This window comes from Brucella sp. BE17 (genome assembly GCF_039545455.1).
GTDB lineage: Bacteria > Pseudomonadota > Alphaproteobacteria > Rhizobiales > Rhizobiaceae > Brucella.
Window position 1 is genome coordinate 844,996 of the sequence record NZ_CP154468.1, and the last position, 17,768, is coordinate 862,763.

A 17,768-nucleotide genomic window follows, 5' to 3' on the forward strand; every position below is an offset into this window, starting at 1 on the left:
TGCTTTTCACTACATGCCGCTCTCCGAAAACCGGTATCCGTTTTAGGAGATATGCTTTTCATCGCCGCGACAATGAACGTTGCACCAACATGGCAATGATGATGATCGAACCCTGAATGGCCCCGATCAGATACTCACTGATGAAATTCGACAGCAGCATGATGTTGCTGACGAATTCCAGAATGAAGGCGCCGCAGATCGTGCCCCAGATGCGTCCGACACCACCACGCATCACAGTGCCACCGACAACGACCGCGGTGATTGCATTGAGTTCCCACATCATGCCGGTCTGCGCCGAGGTCGAACCCAGACGCGGCACGTAAAGAAGCACTGCGACTGCAACGCAAAGTCCCTGTACAACATACGCAATCGTGCGCACCCGCCTGACCGATATGCCCGAATAGCGCGCCACGTCTTCGCTAGAGCCAACAGCCAGAAGGTGCCGACCATAGCGCGTGCGATAAAGAACGAAGGCGGCAAGGGCTGCGGTCACGAAAATGACGATCACCGGCACCGGCACGCCCAAAATATTGCCGAAATAGGCCGGGCGATACATGGACTGGATGTCGGGATTGCGCAGCGTAATCGCCCCCCCTTGCGACAGCCATGTGGTCAGGCCGCGATAGATGCCCATGGTGCCGAGGGTCGCGATAAACGGCTCTATGCGCCCGACCGTCGTAATCAGGCCATTGAGAAGACCGCAGGCCGCGCCCAGCACCAAAGCGAGCATGATGGCGGCAATCAACATGAGGACAGGATCGGCTATCACGCCTGAATTGATGAACAAAATCATCATGCTGGCAACGAAAGCCACCATAGAACCGACCGATAGATCGAGACAGCCGGAGGAAATTACATAGGTTGCACCCACGGCAATGACCGCGATGAAGGCAGCGCGAGTCATCACATTGAGCAGATTATCGATGCTGATGAAGTTGGGATTGGTGATCGCGCCTAAAACCAGCAGCAATGCCAGTGCTATAAAGGGGGCGACCGCCCGCAAATCCCAGTCTTTTGACGTTTTCGGCACACGGCTTTTATCGGATTCGACCTGTGTCATCTGTCCCCTGCTTGTCATTTATGCTGCTTCTTCTGTGCCAACGCCGGTCGCGAGCGCGACGATTACTTGCTCGGTCATCCGCTCACCACTCACTTCGCCTGCAATATGCCCCTCGCGCATCACCATAATACGGTCGCAGATGCCGATCAGTTCCGGCATTTCCGACGAAACCACGATGATTGACCGACCCTCATCGGCCAGTCCCGCAATGAACTGATAGATCTGCTGTTTGGTGCCGACATCGATGCCACGTGTCGGCTCGTCTATAATGATGATTGACGGATCGAGCAGCATCATCTTGGCCAGAAGCAGCTTTTGCTGATTACCTCCAGAAAGCTGTCCGGCCAGGATATCCTTGCGCCCGGTGCGGATATCGAAATCACGAATGGCATCGTCAAGGGCCGCACTCTCGCGCTTGCGGTCGATCTGCAAACGACTGATGAATTTCGACAATGAGGCCAGCGTGAGATTGACGCGCAGGTCCTTTCCAAGCAGCAGACCCCGCCCCTTGCGATCTTCGCTGAGATAGGCGATGCCCGCCGTCAGGCTTTGATGCGCATTGTAGAAAACGACCGGTTTGCCATTATGGCGCACCTCACCCCTGCCGGGTCGCAGACCGACGACAGCTTCCATCAATTCGGTACGCCCCGCCCCGACCAGGCCGGCGAACCCCAAAATCTCGCCTTTGCTCAACAGGAAAGATGCGTTTCGCACATAGCCTGGAACATCGAAGCCACGCACCTCAAGAACGCTCTCCCCTGCGTGAACTGCAGCGCGGTCAGGATAAAGCTTTGCTATATCGCGTCCGACCATTAGTCGGGCCATGTCGGATGGTTGCAAATCCTGGGTATTATGGTCTGCAACGAGCGATCCATCGCGCAGCACCGTCACGCGGTCGGAGATTTCCTTCACCTCTGGCAGGCGATGCGAGATATAAAGCACCGCAACACCCTTGGCGCGGATATCCTTGATGAGCTTTAGAAGCGCCTCCGTCTCGAATGGTGTCAAGGATGCCGTCGGCTCATCGAAAATCACCACGCGATGAGGGACCAGAAGCACGCGCGCGATCTGCACCAGTTGCCGCTGGGCAATCGACAGGCTTGCCACCACCGCATCGGGATCGATTTCGGCGCCAAGATCGTGGATGGCCTTTCGCGCACCCTCGCGCATGGCGCGGTCATCGACACTGATGCCCTTTGTCCGTTCGCGTCCGAGATAGATATTCTGCGCTACGGTAAGATCGGGTGCCAGTAATATTTCCTGATGCACCAGCACGATGCCCTGCGCTTCCGCCGCGACCGGATCACTGAAACTGACCGGCTTGCCGTCAATGCGGATTTCCCCGCCGCTTGGACGCTCGTTTCCCGCCAGCAGCTTCATCAGCGTGGATTTACCCGCTCCGTTCTCGCCGATAATGGCATGAACCTCGCCGGGGTAAACCTTAAGGCTGATGCCTTTGAGAACCTGCACCGGACCGAAGGATTTCGAAAGCGAAACCGTCTCGATAACAGGAGATTTTTCAGTCGCTGTGGTCGGATTCACGGACGCGTTCCTGAATGCAGTCATGCGCACGCCCCGGCCACCGGACCCAGTGCGCGGCATATGCCTCGCCGCATTTTTTCCGAACCATCTGATTGCACGTGAACTCCTCCCAAAGCCTCGTTCTTGGGAGCTTAACTTTCGTTTTGAGGTACGTAAAGCTTTATTCGTGCTTAAAAATATTTTGTAAGGCTGTCATGAATTGTTTGCGCTCATTCCTCTGGAATATCGCGGACAAACCGCCTAAATCAGAGACACGAAAAGGAGTGTCGCCATGAAATACAGCAAATCTTCCGAGAAGATCGCGCAACTGACACCTGAGCAATACCGCGTCACGCAGGAAAGCGGCACCGAACGGCCTGGAACCGGCGAGTATCTGTATAATAAGCAGCCCGGAATTTATGTCGATGTCGTCTCTGGCGAGCCGCTTTTCGCATCGAGCGACAAATACGAATCCCACTGCGGCTGGCCGAGCTTCACCAAGCCGATCGAACCCGCCCATATAAGCGAATTGACCGACGCATCGCACGGTATGGTGCGTACCGAAGTACGATCAGCATATGGCGACAGCCATTTGGGCCACGTTTTCCCCGATGGCCCTGCAGATCGCGGTGGGCTTCGCTATTGCATCAATTCTGCTGCCTTGCGCTTTATTCCAAAAACCGAGATGAAAGCCGAGGGTTACGGAGACTATCTCGATCAGGTTGAAGATGTAGCCTGACTTCCTCACCTCCAACAGTTACAGTTTTTTTGAAAGCCCGGCTGTCATCAGCCGGGCTTTTCTTATATGCGGCCTCTACTCTTTGGCACAATATGAGCGAGAGCGTAAAAATTCTTGCAAAAACCAAGTCTTAACCCGGTGTGTTAACGGCGTGTTTACTATGAATGTACAAATATTACCGCGCAAAGATTCTCCTGTTTCGCCCATACAAGCCAACCGGTGACATTCTATCATTTTAAAAAAGCGAATTTCTCATGGCTGATTCAGATTTGGTTTCCGGGTCCCGCTCCAGACTGGAGGCATTGAATGCACAGCGTGAACGTCTCCCCGCCTCTGATGCCATGCAGGAACTTGACCGGACGCTTGCTGGCCTTGAGCACAGATTGATGGAATTTAAGCAGGGCAGCACGAAGGCATCTGCGCGCCGCGCCCAATCGACACCATTCGGGGAAAGCAAAACACCGCTACGGCTAGATCACATTGAAAACCGTCTGTCAGATATGGAACGGCAGATTGCTTTGGCTCCCACACAACACCACGATTACGTTGCCCTTTTCCAGAAGTTGGAAGAGCTTTCCCGGCGCATCGAAGATCTCTCCGATCGTCAAGCCCTGCCCGGTCGCGTGACGGACCAGCTCGCCCATCACATGAACCTGCTCGCCCATCAGGTTGCCAAGGTGGTGGACGGCTTGAGCCATAATGATTACCGCAATCTTGAAACACAGCTTGATATTATTGGCGAGAAGCTGGAGGTTGCAGAAAAGCGCGCTCTTGAGACCCAACCCGTCCTTCTTGATACGATCGAGCGCCGCTTTACCGAACTGACGGAGCGCCTCGATCATGATTATTCCATGCGCTATCTGCACAGCGATGCCATTGCCAATCTGGAAGCGCAGATTGGTGATATTGCCCGCCATCTGGCAAAGCCTGCCATCGAGCTCGCTGAAATAACACCGCGCCTTGCCTCCATCGAGCGCTCGATTGTAAACGCGAATGAGAATGTGCTGGAAGCCGCACGTGTAGCTACCGAAACTGCGATCGAACGCGCGATGCAAAAAAGCTCACACGGAGAGAGCACAATTGCGCAACAGCTTGCCGCTGACATAAAATCGCTCGAAACGCTGGCCCGCAATGCTGATGATCGCAACAGCCGGACGTTTGAGACCGTCACCGGTACACTCAGCACCATTGCAGAGCGTCTGACGAGACTTGAGAACGAAGTGAACGGCAAGCCAACGGTTGCGCCTCCTCTCGGCATAACAGCACAGGATGCCCTCGATAAGTCTGCCGTCTTCGATACAAAGGCAAAGGCCGTATTTGAACGCGGCGATCAAAAGCCGCCCTCAAACGACGAGACTGAAAAAACGCCACCGACCATTGAACCCGTTTCCCGGTTGCTAGCGCAAAAGGATGAGCATTTTTCCGGCGAACAACTGCCTGATCTCAATACGATCTTGAAACGCGTTCGAGAAGAACGACGTCGGCAGGAGGATCCCACTGAGGAAGCATCTGCCGCCTTCGGTAAGCGGGAGCTGATCACTGCGGCCCGTCGCGCGGCGGAGATAGCCGTTACGCAATCGCAGGAGAGTGAAGAGGCGCAAGACCGGCGCAATAATCGCAAGTTCATTCTTCTGGCTATAGGTGCGGTTCTTTTCGCGATAACCGGCCTTCAGATCGGCAGCGCCTATTTCAGCGACAGGGAGCCGGTCGAAGTGGTAGCCGATCAAGCCATAGAGACGCTGAAAGACCCCGCATCGCAGCCTGCAAAACAGCAGGTGGAACCGGTAAAAGGCAGCCCAATGCCAGCCGCGACTGCTTTACAATCCACTAAAGCGTTACATATTTCGGTGCCGGTAGAGGTCGGGCCAATTGCCCTGCGCGAAGCGGCCGCGCAAGGTGACAGACTGGCGCTGTTTGAAATCGGCAACCGTTACATGGATGGACGTGGCGTGCCGGCTGATATGAGCAAAGCCGCGTCATGGTATGAAAAAGCCGCAGGAAAAGGATTTGCGCCTGCACAATACAGGATCGCAAGCTTCAACGAAAAGGGACGTGGTGTTCCGCTCGATCTGAAAAAAGCGCGCGCATGGTATGAAAAGGCAGCTCATCAGGGCAATGCCAGCGCCATGCATAATCTCGCGGTACTTATTGCCTCCGGCAAAGATGGCCCCTCTGATAATGTTGCCGCCGCACACTGGTTTGCCAGGGCGGCAGAGCTCGGCATAAAGGACAGCCAATTTAATATGGGCATCCTTGCCGCGAAGGGCGTCGGCATGCCTGCCAATCTGGAAGAGAGCTATAAGTGGTTCGCCTTGGCTGCCAATGCAGGCGACAGGGAAGCCGCCGACAAGCGCGATCAGATTGCCGCTTCGCTTGACCCTGAAAAGCTTGAACAGGCGAAGGCCTCGGTCCTATCGTTTCAGACCAAGCCGATGGATACGGCGACCAATTCTATAACTGTGCCGGATGCCTGGGAAAAAGATACGATCCTTACCGGTTCAATCGACACAAAAAAGACCATTCAGGCGATCCAGATCATCCTGCGAAATGAAGGCTATGCTGTAGGAGCAATCGACGGAACCATCAATGACAAGACGCGTGAAGCGATCACGGTTTATCAGAAGGCTAACGGGCTGAACCCAACCGGCGTGATCGACCACAATCTGACAATCATGCTGTTTCAGAAGAAAGACTGAAATCGTATGGCTGCGCCGGATTTTGAAGGCAACCATTGCAGGAAAGCGACACTATCCACACAAGTTTGTCCACAAGCCATTTCTCGTTTGACATCATGGCGATAGCAACGCAAGACCATAAGTGATGGCCCCCTGCGCAACCGAGGCGGCCAATAGGTGTACGTTCTTGAAAGCCGGGTTCGGAAGTGGGCATTTATCTTCCCATTGCGGAGTTGTCGGTCAACATGCTGGCTCTGCTCGGCATGGGTGCTGCTGTGGGCTTTTTATCCGGCCTTTTTGGCGTCGGCGGCGGCTTTCTGATCACGCCGCTTCTGATCTTCTATAATATCCCGCCAGCCATTGCTGTTGCGACAGGCGCCAATCAGGTCATCGCTTCATCTGTGTCGGGGGCGTTAGCGCATTTCAAACGACGGACGCTCGATATAAAGCTTGGACTCTTTCTCGTCGCAGGCGGCCTTGTCGGCTCGTTGCTCGGAATTTTCCTGTTTTCGTGGCTCCGCGAGCTCGGCCAACTCGATCTGATTGTTTCCATCCTCTATGTCTTTTTTCTCGGCACAGTTGGCGGACTGATGCTTGTTGAAAGCGTACGCGCGCTTCGCCGCGTCAAAAAAGGTCAGGCTGGAGCTATCCGCCGTCCTGGCCAGCATACGTGGATCCACAAGCTGCCTTTCAAGATGCGGTTTCGCGCCTCGACCATTTATGTGAGCATCATTCCGGTGCTCGGCATCGGGTTTTTTATCGGCCTTCTGTCATCGGTGATGGGTGTTGGCGGCGGCTTCATCATGGTGCCCGCACTCATCTATCTGCTGCATGTGCCAACCAATGTGGTTGTGGGCACATCACTGTTCCAGATCACATTTGTCACCGCTTTCACTACCGTGATGCAGGCAACGACGAACCAGTCCATCGATATTGTTCTGGCGTTTCTGCTGATGGTGGGCGGCGTGATCGGCGCACAATATGGCGCACGCGCGGGACAGAAACTGCGCGGCGAACAATTGCGTCTGCTGCTCGCACTTCTTGTGCTTGCAGTGGGCTTACGTCTTGCCTTTGGCCTGTTCGTGCGGCCTGACAATCTGTTCTCGATCACGATAGCGGATATGTAATATGAGAAAGCTCAGTCTCATATCCGCATTTCTCTTCGGACTTTCTGGCGCGCCCGCAATGGCGCAGCTCAATTCCACTGGCGAAGGCAATGCAGTACCACAATTGCAGAACCCGGCAGAAGAAACCATAGAGATCGGCCTTTCGACCGAGATGATTGCCATCGCGTCGAATTTCGGCGGCACGGAACTGACAATCTTCGGCGCACTGGACAATGCCGATCCGGCGATCCAGCGTCAGGGCCATTATGACATTATTGTAGTGCTGCAGGGTCCTTCACGCGATCTGGTGGTGCGCAAGAAAGAACGTTATCTCGGCATATGGCTCAATGCTGCGTCGGAAACTTTTATGGGCGTACCGCTGTCCTATTCGCTTGCTTCCACGCGTAATTTACAGGACATTGCCGACGACAAGATTTTCCGCCAGCTTTCGGTCGGCGTGCGCAATTTCTATCTTCGTCCCGAAGACCCGGCGAGCCTTTCGGGTAATATTCCGGCCTTCGGCAATCAATTACGCGAAATGAAAATCCAGCAAGGCCTTTACAGCCAGCGCATCGGCGGGGTCGAGTTTATCTCACGCACCTTGTTTCGCGCTACGCTCAGCCTGTCGACAAATGTTCCGGTCGGACGTCATCGCGCACGCGCATTGCTGTTCCGCAATGGCGTCTTCCTGCGTGAAGCCAATGCCAGCCTTGAAATCGTCAAGGCAAGTGTTGAACAAAATATCTATGATGCCGCCCATAAATACAGCTTCTATTATGGCCTGTTCGCGGTGTTTTTGGCGGTCTTTACCGGCTGGGCGGGACGTCTTCTTTTCAAAAGAGACTAACCGCCGACCAGTGCCTTATGTGCAATCGGATAAACCCTCCCTTGCCCCAACATATAGGCGCACAACATTTCATTGATGAACAGGCCACGAAAAGCGCGGTCGAGCACATTAAGTGCGCCGGTATAAGCGCCGAAGGCAGGCATGATGAGCCGCTCGCCATCGCTTGCAAAACAAGGACGCCGGACCGAACGCCCCCGCCGCACGATGCGTGCTGCGGGATGGAGATGTCCCGCAACCTCGCCCGGTGTCTGCCCTCGCGAAGGCTCATGACGAAAGATGAGCGGTCCCATGACCAATTCCTTCACACAGTCGCCGGGCAAACCTTGAGGGCGCTCAGGGTCATGATTGCCAGTAATCCAATACCAGTCGCGGTGCTGCATCAAAGAGCGCAGGCGCAGCGCATAAGGCACTGGCAAGCGTTGGCTGGCCTTGGCGTCATGAAAACTGTCGCCAAGACTGATGATACTTTTCGGCTCGTAGCGCGCAACGACCTCAGCCAGCATATCGAGTGTTGCGCCCGTATCATAAGGCGGGATCAATTGGCCACGCCGGGCAAAGGACGAGCCTTTTTCAAGGTGCAAGTCAGAGACGACCAGCATCTGCATATCCGGCACAAACAAAGCACCGGACGGGTCATAAATGACGGCTATTCCACGCAGTTCCGCCTGCGCGAGACTATAGACACCACTGTTTCCCAAGTTGATATTCATTGCATCGCTTCTCTGATCAGATCGTCGGCTGCTTCTTCAAGCAGCATTTCGTCACCGTCTCCTGCCACGCGTTCGCGTCCGATTTCAAGCATGACAGGGAGTGCCAGCGGAGAAATACGCTCCAGCGGTTTATGCAGAAGATGCCCTTTCACACGGGCCAGCATCTCTCCAAGACGTTTGATATCCAGAAGTCCAGTCGCCGCATCAGCGCGTGTCGCCTGCAACAATATATGGTCTGGTTCATGGCTGCGCAGCACGTCATAAATAAGGTCGGTCGAGATTGTCACCTGCCGCCCGGTTTTCTCCTGTCCGGGATGCCTGCGCTCGATCAGGCCGGAAATCACCGCGCAATTGCGAAAGGTACGCTTCAAAAGGTAGCTTTCATCGAGCCATGCTTCGAGATCATCGCCCAGCATGTCCTCGTCGAACAGGCGCGTCGGGCTAAGTTTTTGGGCAGCGATCATCGCGCCCATATCCTTGAGGCCCCAGAGCCCAATGGAATAATCCGTTGCGACAAAGCCCAGCGGATGCGCACCCATGCGTTCTAGCCTTCGCGTCAGCAACATGCCGAGCGTCTGGTGTGCAAGCCGTCCCTCAAAAGGATAGGCAACCATGTAAAAGCGCCCGCCTTTGGGAAAGGTTTCGATGAGCAATTCGTCCTTACGCGGCAATATGGATTTGAATTGCTGTATCTCCAGCCATTCACGCACCTGTTCGGGCAAGAATTGCCAGCGGCTGCGATCGGCCAGCATGGCGCGCACCTCGGAAGCCAGATAAGTAGAGAGCGGGAATTTTCCACCCGCATAGACCGGGATTTTGGCGTCCTGTCCGGCGGCATTGGAGGCCATGCATTCGTTTTCGCGAATACCCTCGAACCGTAGCACCTTTCCGGCAAACAGGAACGTGTCGCCCGGCGTCAGGGTTTCGAGGAAATATTCCTCGATCCGCCCCAGCACGCGCCCGCCTCTGGCATTCGCTCCCTTGCCACCACGTGTAAGACGAACATTGAGCTCAGGCGCTTCGACGATGGTGCCGATATTGAGGCGATATTGCTGGGCGATACGCGGATTGGAAACCCGCCATATGCCGTCAACCGTTTTACGGATTTTGGCAAAGCGCTCATAGGTTTTGAGCGCATAGCCGCCTGTTGCCACAAAATCGAGAATACGATCAAATGTTTCACGCGAAAGATGTGCATAGGGAGCAGCACTCCGCACTTCACCGTAAAGCCGATCGGACTGAAACGGTTCGGCGCAAGCCATGCCGAGCACGTGCTGCGCCAGCACATCCAGCGCCCCCTCGATCAAGGGTGGTGTATCCTGGGCGCCGAGATAATTGGCATCAAGCGCTGCGCGACATTCCATCACCTCGAAACGATTGGCAGGCACCAGAATAGCGCGGCTTGGCTCATCCATGCGGTGATTGGCACGACCGATGCGCTGGGCCAGACGGCTTGCGCCCTTGGGTGCGCCGACATGAATAACCAGATCGACATCGCCCCAGTCAATACCAAGATCAAGTGTGGAGGTGGCAACAACCGCGCGCAAAGTGTTGGCAGCCATGGCCTGCTCGACCTTACGGCGCTGACTGGCATCAAGCGAGCCGTGATGCAGCGCAATCGGCAATGTGTCTTCGTTGATGCGCCATAATTCCTGAAACAGCATTTCCGCCTGACTGCGCGTATTGACGAACAGCAATGTCGTGCGATGGGCCTGCACAGCCTTGTAAATATCGGCGATGGCATAGCGTGACGAGTGACCGGCCCATGGCACCCGTTCTTCCGAATCGAGAATGGTGATTTCGGGCTTCGCACCGCCATCGACAGTCACAAGACCCGCTTTACAATCTGCATCATCCTGCTCGACCAGCCAGCGGCGCAGCTCATCCGGCTCTGCGACCGTCGCGGACAATCCAATGGTCTGCAATTTCGGTTGCAGACGGCGCAATCGCGCCAGTCCCAATGCCAGCAAATGTCCGCGCTTGGAGATCACCAGCGAGTGTAATTCATCCAGCACCACATAACGCAGGCTCTTGAAAAACTGCGCAGCCCCTTTGGAAGCAATCAGCAGTGCAAGCTGTTCCGGTGTGGTCAGCAGAATATCGGGCGGTGCCAGTTTCTGGCGTTGCCGCTTGTGCGCAGGCGTGTCGCCGGTTCGGGTTTCGATGCTGATATCGAGCCCCATCTCCTCGACGGGTACGGTGAGATTGCGATGAATATCGACGGCAAGCGCCTTGAGCGGCGAGATATAGAGCGTATGCACGCCACGGTTCGTCATGCCGGGATTTTTGCTTCCAAGTTTTTCAATATCCACCAGGGCAGGCAGAAAACCGGCCAGCGTCTTGCCGGCTCCCGTGGGCGCGATCAGCAACGTGGATTGCCCTTGTTCGGCGCGTGCGACCAACTCTAGCTGATGCGCGCGCAGCGACCATCCCTTGTCCCCGAACCATTTTATAAAACGGTCAGGCAGATGAATGGCGGCAGTCTCAAGGGTCTGGCTCTGGTTCAGCGTCACGCCACCAATCTAATGCTGCCGAAGCTCTACGCCAAGATGTTTGTTCACTTTTGTTCTCATTTTCGCTGGCGTAATCTTCGCTCCTCTTTTCGACGTCACGCTGCTGACCTATCTAACATGGCATGCGTTTCAACAAACTCCTGCGTCCCACACCCAAAGGCCTCTATTGCCCGCCCGGCGATTTCTATATCGATCCGGTACGCGCAGTTGATCGCGCGCTGATCACCCATGGTCATTCCGACCATGCCCGTGCCGGTCACGGCCATGTGCTGGCAACGCGGGAAACATTGCAAATCATGGCCATCCGTTACGGTGCAGATTTTGCAGGCAGCACGCAAGCCGCCGATATCGGCAAGAAACTGACGATCAACGGTGTCGCTGTCAGCTTTCGCAATGCCGGACACGTATTGGGTTCGGCACAGATCGCGGTTGAAAAAGACGGCACACGCATTGTTGCGTCCGGCGATTACAAACGCGCATCCGATCCCACCTGCGCGCCTTTTGAGCCGATTGCCTGCGATGTCTTCATCACCGAGGCAACATTCGCTTTGCCGGTGTTTCGCCATCCAGAGGCTGCACGCGAAATTGCAACACTTTTAAAATCACTGTCGCAGTTCCCGGAGCGCTCGCATCTGGTGGGTGCCTATTCGCTCGGCAAGGCGCAGCGGGTGATCCGGCTGATCCGTCAGGCAGGTTATGACGAACCGATCTATATTCATGGCGGTTTGCAGAAACTGTGCGATTATTATCAAACGCAAGGCATTGAACTCGGACATCTCCTGCCTGCCACACTGGAGCGTGGTGATGCCATGCCCGATTTTGCAGGCAAGATCGTGGTTGGGCCGCCTTCTGCCTTTTCCGATCGCTGGGCGCGACGCTTTCCCGATCCGCTGCCTGCTTTTGCCTCGGGCTGGATGCGTATTCGCCAGCGTGCCAAACAGCGCGGGGTCGAGCTGCCGCTGATCATTTCCGATCATTGCGACTGGGACGAGCTGATTGCCACCATCAGCGAGATAAAACCGGCCGAAGTCTGGGTCACGCATGGCCGCGAAGAAGCATTGGTGCGCTGGTGCGAATTACAGAACATTCCGGCGCAACCGCTGCATCTGGTCGGCTACGAAGATGAGGGCGACTGATGCGGAACTTTGCCGAACTTCTGGATCGTCTTGTGCTGACGCCGCAACGCAATGGCAAATTGCGGCTGCTGGTCGATTATTTCCGCGCAACGCCAGACCCGGATCGCGGTCTTGCGCTGGCTGCAATCACCCGCGATCTGGAATTGCAGAGCGTCAAGCCAGCCATGCTGCGTGCGCTCATCGCCGAGCGCAGCGATCCCACGCTTTTCGCCTATTCATATGATTACGTCGGCGATCTTGCTGAAACGATTTCGCTGATCTGGCCCGGTCCCAACGAAACGCCCATGGGTGCCAATCTGCCGCTTGATGTCGTGGTGCATGAACTACAGAACGCCTCGCGCCGTGAGGGGCCATTGCTGGTCGCGGGGTGGCTTGACCTGCTGGGTATTTCAGAACGCTACGCGCTGTTGAAACTTGTCACAGGGGGCTTGCGCATCGGTGTGTCGGCCCGGCTTGCCAAACAGGCCTTGGCTGATTTCGGCGAGGTCGATGTCATTGAGATTGAAGAACTCTGGCATGGACAAGCCTCGCCTTTCGGAGACTTGTTTGCGTGGCTTGAAGGCAATGACCCAAAACCATCTGCAACCGCGGACGCCCCATTTCGTCCTGTCATGCTGGCAACAGCACTGGATGAAGGGGATATCCCTTCACTTGATCCTTCAGCCTATAGCGCAGAATGGAAATGGGATGGCATTCGCGTGCAGGCTGTGTCGGAAAATGGTGTCCGACGGCTCTATTCACGCACCGGCGACGATATTTCCAGTGCTTTTCCCGATGTGCTGGAAGCAATGGATTTTGAAGGGGCTATTGATGGTGAATTGCTCGTCGGACATCACGGAGAAACCGGCATTGAAACCGCGACGTTCTCCGATTTACAGCAGCGCCTGAACCGCAAGACCGTGACCGCCAAGCAGTTGCGCGAATACCCCGCATTTATACGTGCCTATGACTTGTTGCAGGACGGCAATCAGCAAAGTGGCGAGAATTTGCGCGCCCTGCCCTTTTCTGAGCGGCGCGCAAGCCTCGCCCACTTTATCGCAAAACTCGACAAGCGCCGGTTCGATCTGTCGCCAGTCCTGCAGTTTGCCGATTTCGACGAACTCGCAAATCTCCGCCTGAACCCACCGCACCCGGTGATTGAAGGGCTTATGCTCAAACGCCATGACAGCCTCTATCTGCCGGGGCGTCCGAAAGGACCATGGTTCAAATGGAAGCGCGATCCTTTCACCATCGATGCCGTAGTCGTTTATGCCCAGCGCGGTCATGGAAAACGCTCAAGTTATTATTCTGATTTCACTTTTGCTGTGTGGACCGGACCAGAGGACGAACCGGTTCTAGTGCCTGTTGGCAAGGCCTATTTTGGGTTTACCGACGAGGAACTCAAACTTCTGGACAAGTTTGTCCGCGACAATACGCTTGAGCGCTTTGGCCCGGTACGCTCCGTGCGCGCAGAACCCGATCATGGGCTTGTGGTGGAAGTCGCCTTCGAAGGTCTTAACCGCTCCAGTCGCCATAAATCGGGTGTTGCCATGCGTTTCCCGCGTTTTTCAAGGCTGCGCTGGGACAAACCACCACGCGAAGCCGACCGGCTTGAAACGCTGGAGAAGATGCTGCGCTGACGATGGAGCCACCTATCATTGCGCGTTTGGTGAAACCCTTATCTCGTAGATATCAACCGGTTTTCCAGTTCCCGCCACGTCCGATGTGATGGCGATCGTGCCAGCCCCACCCGCTTTCGTGCCACTTGCAAAATCCACATCGAACAGGAAATCGCTCATGGTCTGGTTGACGTCGTAGCGCCGGCGTCCACAATCACCGAGGCCCGCAAAGTTGCAGGAGATCGACATTTGGGTGAGCTCGCCGTCTTCAGCCTTGGCAATAATATCGAAGGTGGCTTTTCTTCCGGCCAACTGATCCAGAATACCTTCGCCTACGTCAAATGTGATGGTGGTATCGGCATCGGGCGATGTTATGCGCGCGAAACTACGTGCGCCGTCGCGCAGGATTTCTGCCGTTGCACGCCCCTGAGCGGTAATGCGTGTCGCCTCCGAAGGTTGGTAAATGGTAATCCAGGTCTCATCGCCCGGCTCCTGACCTTCTTTCAACGGCGCCATATCCGCTCCCCCCGCCGCCACAGAGTTTGACGGCCGACGGCTCAGATCGGTGAAACTACTGTAAAGCGAATAGCCGATAACCAGTGCGGCAAGGAGCAGCAATACAGGGACGCCATAACGAAACAAGGGCGAACGGTTCTTTTTTTTCTCGCTATTTCGTTTGCGCATTTCCTTGCGCGAAACGCCGCTTTGGTAGCCGAGATCGGCGCCTGCGCGTTTTTTGTCTTCCAAGTCCCACTGCGCCTGTTGCGACCGAAGCGCACCGGTATCGAGGGTGGCAATATCGTCAGCCAGTGCATCCTCGAGAAAAACATCATCCTTTTGTGGTGCATCCAATGCTGGTTCAACAAAGTCTGATCCGACAGCACGCATTTCCTGTTCGACTTTGGAAATCGCATCCTTCAGCTTTTGTCGACGCTGCTCTTTTTGAGCATCATCCAGCGCTGCATTGCCCACAAGCGCACGCTCATGTGCGCTCCACGCCGATTCGTAAATGCGTTGACGGCTCGACACATTGTGTACATCAACCTTCGCTAATGCATTTCTGATGGCGCGTTCGATATTATCCAAAAGGTGTTCTTTCCGTACTTGCTCTCATCGCTTCGCATTCCAACATGGTCAAACTGATGGCTGCAACGCAGTATTTGCAAAACCTTGCAAATTTTTCGAATAATTCAACATATTTAGCTTTATCCTGACAGTTTTGACCAGTCATATGACTAAACTAAGCAGTAAATGCTGTTTTCCTGTGGCATTTTCCACGGCTTTCAGCAAGTTACGCCTACCAGCCAGTGTGGCTACTCCGAAATTCAAATCACTTTGGAGCAGAGCTTTGATCGCATGTCAGCTTCAAAGCCACACCCGTAAATCATTAAATCTAAAGTAGTTTAGGGATTTTAAGTTCCTGAGTGTGGATGCCACATTAATGATAGGAACGTCAAACTCACCACACTAGTCCCCACCCGCTATCTTTGCTGTTGCCGATCATGCCAAGCGTGATAGTAATTACGTTTACGAAAACGTCAATTGTGGAGGAGAACGCAGATGGCATTGCCAGAATCATTACAGGGAAAATTGCGTATTCCTGTCATCGGTGCTCCCCTATTCATCATTTCCAATCCCAATCTCGTGCTGGCGCAGTGTAAAGCTGGAATTGTCGGCTCCTTCCCCGCGCTCAATGCACGGCCTGAAACGCAACTGGACGAATGGCTGTCTGAAATCACCGAGCAGCTTGCTGCACATGATAAAGCCAATCCAGACCGTAAAGCGGCCCCCTTCGCCGTCAACCAGATTGTGCATCAATCCAACAAGCGGCTTGAGCATGACCTTGGCCTCTGCGTTAAGTATAAGGTACCGATCGTAATTTCGTCGCTTGGTGCCGTACCCGAAGTCAACGCAGCAATTCATTCCTATGGCGGTATCGTTCTGCATGACGTCATAAATAATCGCCATGCCAATTCAGCGATCAGAAAAGGCGCAGACGGGCTGATTGCCGTGGCAGCGGGAGCAGGCGGTCATGCAGGCGCATTGTCGCCATTTGCGCTGATACAGGAAATCCGCGAATGGTTCGACGGTCCTTTGCTTCTTTCCGGTGCCATCGCCAATGGTGGTTCGATCCTGGGCGCACAGGCGATGGGAGCAGACCTGGCCTATATAGGCTCACCTTTCATTGCTACAGAGGAGGCACGGGCTTCTGACGCCTATAAGCAGATGGTTGTCGACAGCAACGCATCGGACATCGTCTATTCTAATTATTTCACTGGTGTTGCCGGTAATTATCTCAAGCCTTCTATTGAACTTGCAGGGCTTGATGCGAATAACCTGCCGTCGGCCGATCCATCCAAAATGAATTTCGATGCCGCCCACAAGGAGGACGCAAAGGCATGGAAGGACATATGGGGCTGTGGACAGGGCATCGGCACCATCAAGCAAGTGCTTCCTGTTGCGAAACTCATCGACAAATTTGAACAGCAATATAGAGAGTCGCGTAGAAGACTATGCGCCTGCGCATAAAATGGCCCATTGCGCAATCCTGCACGTGCCATATTCGGCAACGGACTGCTTGCGCGACTTTCCAACAAACCTTCTTATTATGCGATTTCAGCCTTGCTTTCCGTTCGCGATTTCGGTATCAGCGCAGCGTTCGGAAGGAAATCGAGATACGCCTTTCTAATTTTGGAGCGATGGCTCCATGCCGCTTTAGCTCAGTTGGTAGAGCACATCATTCGTAATGATGGGGTCAGGTGTTCGAGTCACCTAAGCGGCACCATAAAATCAATGACTTAGCCACAGAAGCTACGCTTACGGCAATCTCTACTCACCAAATACTCACAAACGCGAATGCGTACTCACAGGATTGCGTTCGCTACTCACCGAGTCGCGCTTTGCCCGTTTTACTCACGTCTGAATAAGACGCTTTAAGACGCTGAAACGTTACGGCAGCGTTACAGAAACGGCATTTGCTATGGCAAAAACTTGGCGTTTGCTGAGGCCGGATTGAGCGATATCAAAGGCTTGCAATCTCCGTGGTTTCACCGGAGTGTCACCCCGCAATCAGCGCGCATTTTTTCGTTCAATGTCGCGCTGTTCGGTTGTATCAACGAACCTAGCAACCCGATCTATATTGATCGCCATGTTTTGAAGCGTGACCTCCATTCTTGTCATCCTGTCGCGCACATCGCCATTCTGGGTTTCCAGCCGGTCGATGCGTGTTTCCAGTTTTGTGACATCGATCTTGGTTCGATCAACACCCTCCCGAATGACTGCATAAGAAACTGATATCCCGACAACGACTGTGAGAATGGTTATAATGTTGCCGAGGCTCATTTTCATGTCGATGTTCATCCCCATCATTTGTCTGTCGCCCATGGGTTCCTCCATCATTTCCAGCAACCCGCCCTTTTTCCATATGCATTATGCGCAGCAATGCCCTGCCCTGCGCCAAGATCGTTTCCAGCCAGATAGACGGCTGTATCCGGTTTAACGCCGATCCGCTTCCAGCCTGCGCAATTGGGCGCACTCGTCGCGCAGCCCGCCAAGCTCAAGGCAGAGCCTATGAGCATCCATGCCAATAATCGTTTCATCGATACCCGCCCTTTTCTCTAATGCCTTTGCTGTAGCCGCTGCCGCAGCCAACGCGGCCCGCTGTCGCTCTTTGATCGCGCCGTAGGTGTATCCAGCCCCCAGAAACAAAAATGCCGCCAGAACGGCAGCAAGTGTGAGTTTCAGCCAGTTGGGAATAAGGGAGAGGAAAAGCGCGCCACCCGCCACAAAGTATCCGTGCCGGTAAAATTCGCATTACCCCGGACAACAGTGATCGTTCCCGACGTATAGTCGGACAATACAGC

General features: G+C 54.6%; 14 protein-coding genes and 1 tRNA gene. 8 read left to right on the forward strand and 7 right to left on the reverse strand.

Going from position 1 to position 17,768, the window contains the following annotated elements:
• Window positions 1-58: 58 nt before the first annotated feature.
• Together AAIB41_RS15165 and AAIB41_RS15170 are read right to left on the reverse strand one after the other, a co-directional pair.
• The gene (locus tag AAIB41_RS15165) at window positions 59-1,060 is read right to left on the reverse strand and encodes an ABC transporter permease (protein WP_343314872.1); all 1,002 of its coding nucleotides are present in this window, start codon (window positions 1,058-1,060) and stop codon (window positions 59-61) included.
• A gap of 18 nt (window positions 1,061-1,078) precedes the next feature.
• Window positions 1,079-2,602, reverse strand: coding sequence for a sugar ABC transporter ATP-binding protein (locus AAIB41_RS15170; RefSeq protein ID WP_343314873.1), 1,524 nt, complete (start codon window positions 2,600-2,602; stop codon window positions 1,079-1,081).
• Window positions 2,603-2,873: 271 nt separating this feature from the next.
• On the opposite strand from AAIB41_RS15170, the gene msrB reads away from it, so the two are divergent.
• The 4 genes from msrB (at window position 2,874) to AAIB41_RS15190 (ending at window position 7,948) form a co-directional block, all read left to right on the forward strand.
• A complete protein-coding gene (msrB, locus tag AAIB41_RS15175) occupies window positions 2,874-3,320 on the forward strand; it encodes a peptide-methionine (R)-S-oxide reductase MsrB (RefSeq protein ID WP_343314874.1) in 447 nt (148 codons plus the stop codon).
• 254 nt (window positions 3,321-3,574) lie between these two features.
• Complete coding sequence (locus AAIB41_RS15180) at window positions 3,575-6,016, forward strand: peptidoglycan-binding protein (protein WP_343314875.1); 2,442 nt, start codon at window positions 3,575-3,577, stop codon at window positions 6,014-6,016.
• A 224-nt stretch (window positions 6,017-6,240) separates the two neighbouring features.
• The gene (locus AAIB41_RS15185; protein WP_343316094.1) at window positions 6,241-7,122 is read left to right on the forward strand and encodes a sulfite exporter TauE/SafE family protein; all 882 of its coding nucleotides are present in this window, start codon (window positions 6,241-6,243) and stop codon (window positions 7,120-7,122) included.
• Window position 7,123: 1 nt separating this feature from the next.
• Window positions 7,124-7,948: a TIGR02186 family protein gene (locus tag AAIB41_RS15190; protein WP_343314876.1), complete on the forward strand. Its 825-nt coding sequence runs from the start codon at window positions 7,124-7,126 to the stop codon at window positions 7,946-7,948.
• On the opposite strand, the gene pdeM is transcribed toward AAIB41_RS15190, so the two are convergent.
• Window positions 7,945-8,658, reverse strand: a complete 714-nt coding sequence (pdeM, locus tag AAIB41_RS15195) for a ligase-associated DNA damage response endonuclease PdeM (RefSeq protein ID WP_343314877.1) — start codon at window positions 8,656-8,658, stop codon at window positions 7,945-7,947. The genes AAIB41_RS15190 and pdeM overlap by 4 nt on opposite strands.
• Window positions 8,655-11,171, reverse strand: a complete 2,517-nt coding sequence (locus AAIB41_RS15200; protein ID WP_343314878.1) for a ligase-associated DNA damage response DEXH box helicase — start codon at window positions 11,169-11,171, stop codon at window positions 8,655-8,657. The genes pdeM and AAIB41_RS15200 overlap by 4 nt, the downstream gene beginning before the upstream one ends.
• Window positions 11,172-11,293: 122 nt before the next feature.
• Here AAIB41_RS15200 and AAIB41_RS15205 point away from each other — a divergent pair, with 122 nt between their 5' ends.
• Entirely contained in the window at window positions 11,294-12,307 is a 1,014-nt protein-coding gene (locus AAIB41_RS15205; protein WP_343314879.1) for a ligase-associated DNA damage response exonuclease, read from the forward strand.
• The gene (locus AAIB41_RS15210; RefSeq protein WP_343314880.1) at window positions 12,307-13,926 is read left to right on the forward strand and encodes a cisplatin damage response ATP-dependent DNA ligase; all 1,620 of its coding nucleotides are present in this window, start codon (window positions 12,307-12,309) and stop codon (window positions 13,924-13,926) included. Before AAIB41_RS15205 ends, AAIB41_RS15210 begins: the two co-directional genes overlap by 1 nt.
• Window positions 13,927-13,941: 15 nt before the next feature.
• Here AAIB41_RS15210 and AAIB41_RS15215 read toward each other — a convergent pair whose 3' ends face one another.
• A complete protein-coding gene (locus AAIB41_RS15215) occupies window positions 13,942-14,991 on the reverse strand; it encodes a hypothetical protein (protein WP_343314881.1) in 1,050 nt (349 codons plus the stop codon).
• A gap of 474 nt (window positions 14,992-15,465) precedes the next feature.
• Here AAIB41_RS15215 and AAIB41_RS15220 point away from each other — a divergent pair, with 474 nt between their 5' ends.
• Window positions 15,466-16,434 (forward strand): nitronate monooxygenase family protein, encoded by a 969-nt coding sequence (locus AAIB41_RS15220; RefSeq protein WP_343314882.1) that lies wholly within the window; start codon window positions 15,466-15,468, stop codon window positions 16,432-16,434.
• A 180-nt stretch (window positions 16,435-16,614) separates the two neighbouring features.
• A tRNA-Thr gene (locus AAIB41_RS15225) sits at window positions 16,615-16,690 on the forward strand.
• Between the two features lie 284 nt (window positions 16,691-16,974).
• Here AAIB41_RS15225 and AAIB41_RS15230 read toward each other — a convergent pair.
• Window positions 16,975-17,289, reverse strand: coding sequence for a hypothetical protein (locus tag AAIB41_RS15230; protein ID WP_343314883.1), 315 nt, complete (start codon window positions 17,287-17,289; stop codon window positions 16,975-16,977).
• 111 nt (window positions 17,290-17,400) lie between these two features.
• Entirely contained in the window at window positions 17,401-17,691 is a 291-nt protein-coding gene (locus AAIB41_RS15235) for a hypothetical protein (RefSeq protein ID WP_343314884.1), read from the reverse strand.
• Between the last annotated feature and the right edge of the window lie 77 nt (window positions 17,692-17,768).

Bases quoted from the DNA above. Each gene is read 5' to 3' on its own strand.
- pdeM (WP_343314877.1), bottom strand. From the start codon at position 8,658: ATGAATATCAACTTGGGAAACAGTGGTGTCTATAGTCTCGCGCAGGCG.
- AAIB41_RS15185 (WP_343316094.1), top strand. From the start codon at position 6,241: ATGCTGGCTCTGCTCGGCATGGGTGCTGCTGTGGGCTTTTTATCCGGC.
- AAIB41_RS15230 (WP_343314883.1), bottom strand. From the start codon at position 17,289: ATGGGCGACAGACAAATGATGGGGATGAACATCGACATGAAAATGAGC.
- AAIB41_RS15180 (WP_343314875.1), top strand. From the start codon at position 3,575: ATGGCTGATTCAGATTTGGTTTCCGGGTCCCGCTCCAGACTGGAGGCA.
- AAIB41_RS15165 (WP_343314872.1), bottom strand. From the start codon at position 1,060: ATGACACAGGTCGAATCCGATAAAAGCCGTGTGCCGAAAACGTCAAAA.
- AAIB41_RS15210 (WP_343314880.1), top strand. From the start codon at position 12,307: ATGCGGAACTTTGCCGAACTTCTGGATCGTCTTGTGCTGACGCCGCAA.
- AAIB41_RS15220 (WP_343314882.1), top strand. From the start codon at position 15,466: ATGGCATTGCCAGAATCATTACAGGGAAAATTGCGTATTCCTGTCATC.
- AAIB41_RS15190 (WP_343314876.1), top strand. From the start codon at position 7,124: ATGAGAAAGCTCAGTCTCATATCCGCATTTCTCTTCGGACTTTCTGGC.
- AAIB41_RS15205 (WP_343314879.1), top strand. From the start codon at position 11,294: ATGCGTTTCAACAAACTCCTGCGTCCCACACCCAAAGGCCTCTATTGC.
- msrB (WP_343314874.1), top strand. From the start codon at position 2,874: ATGAAATACAGCAAATCTTCCGAGAAGATCGCGCAACTGACACCTGAG.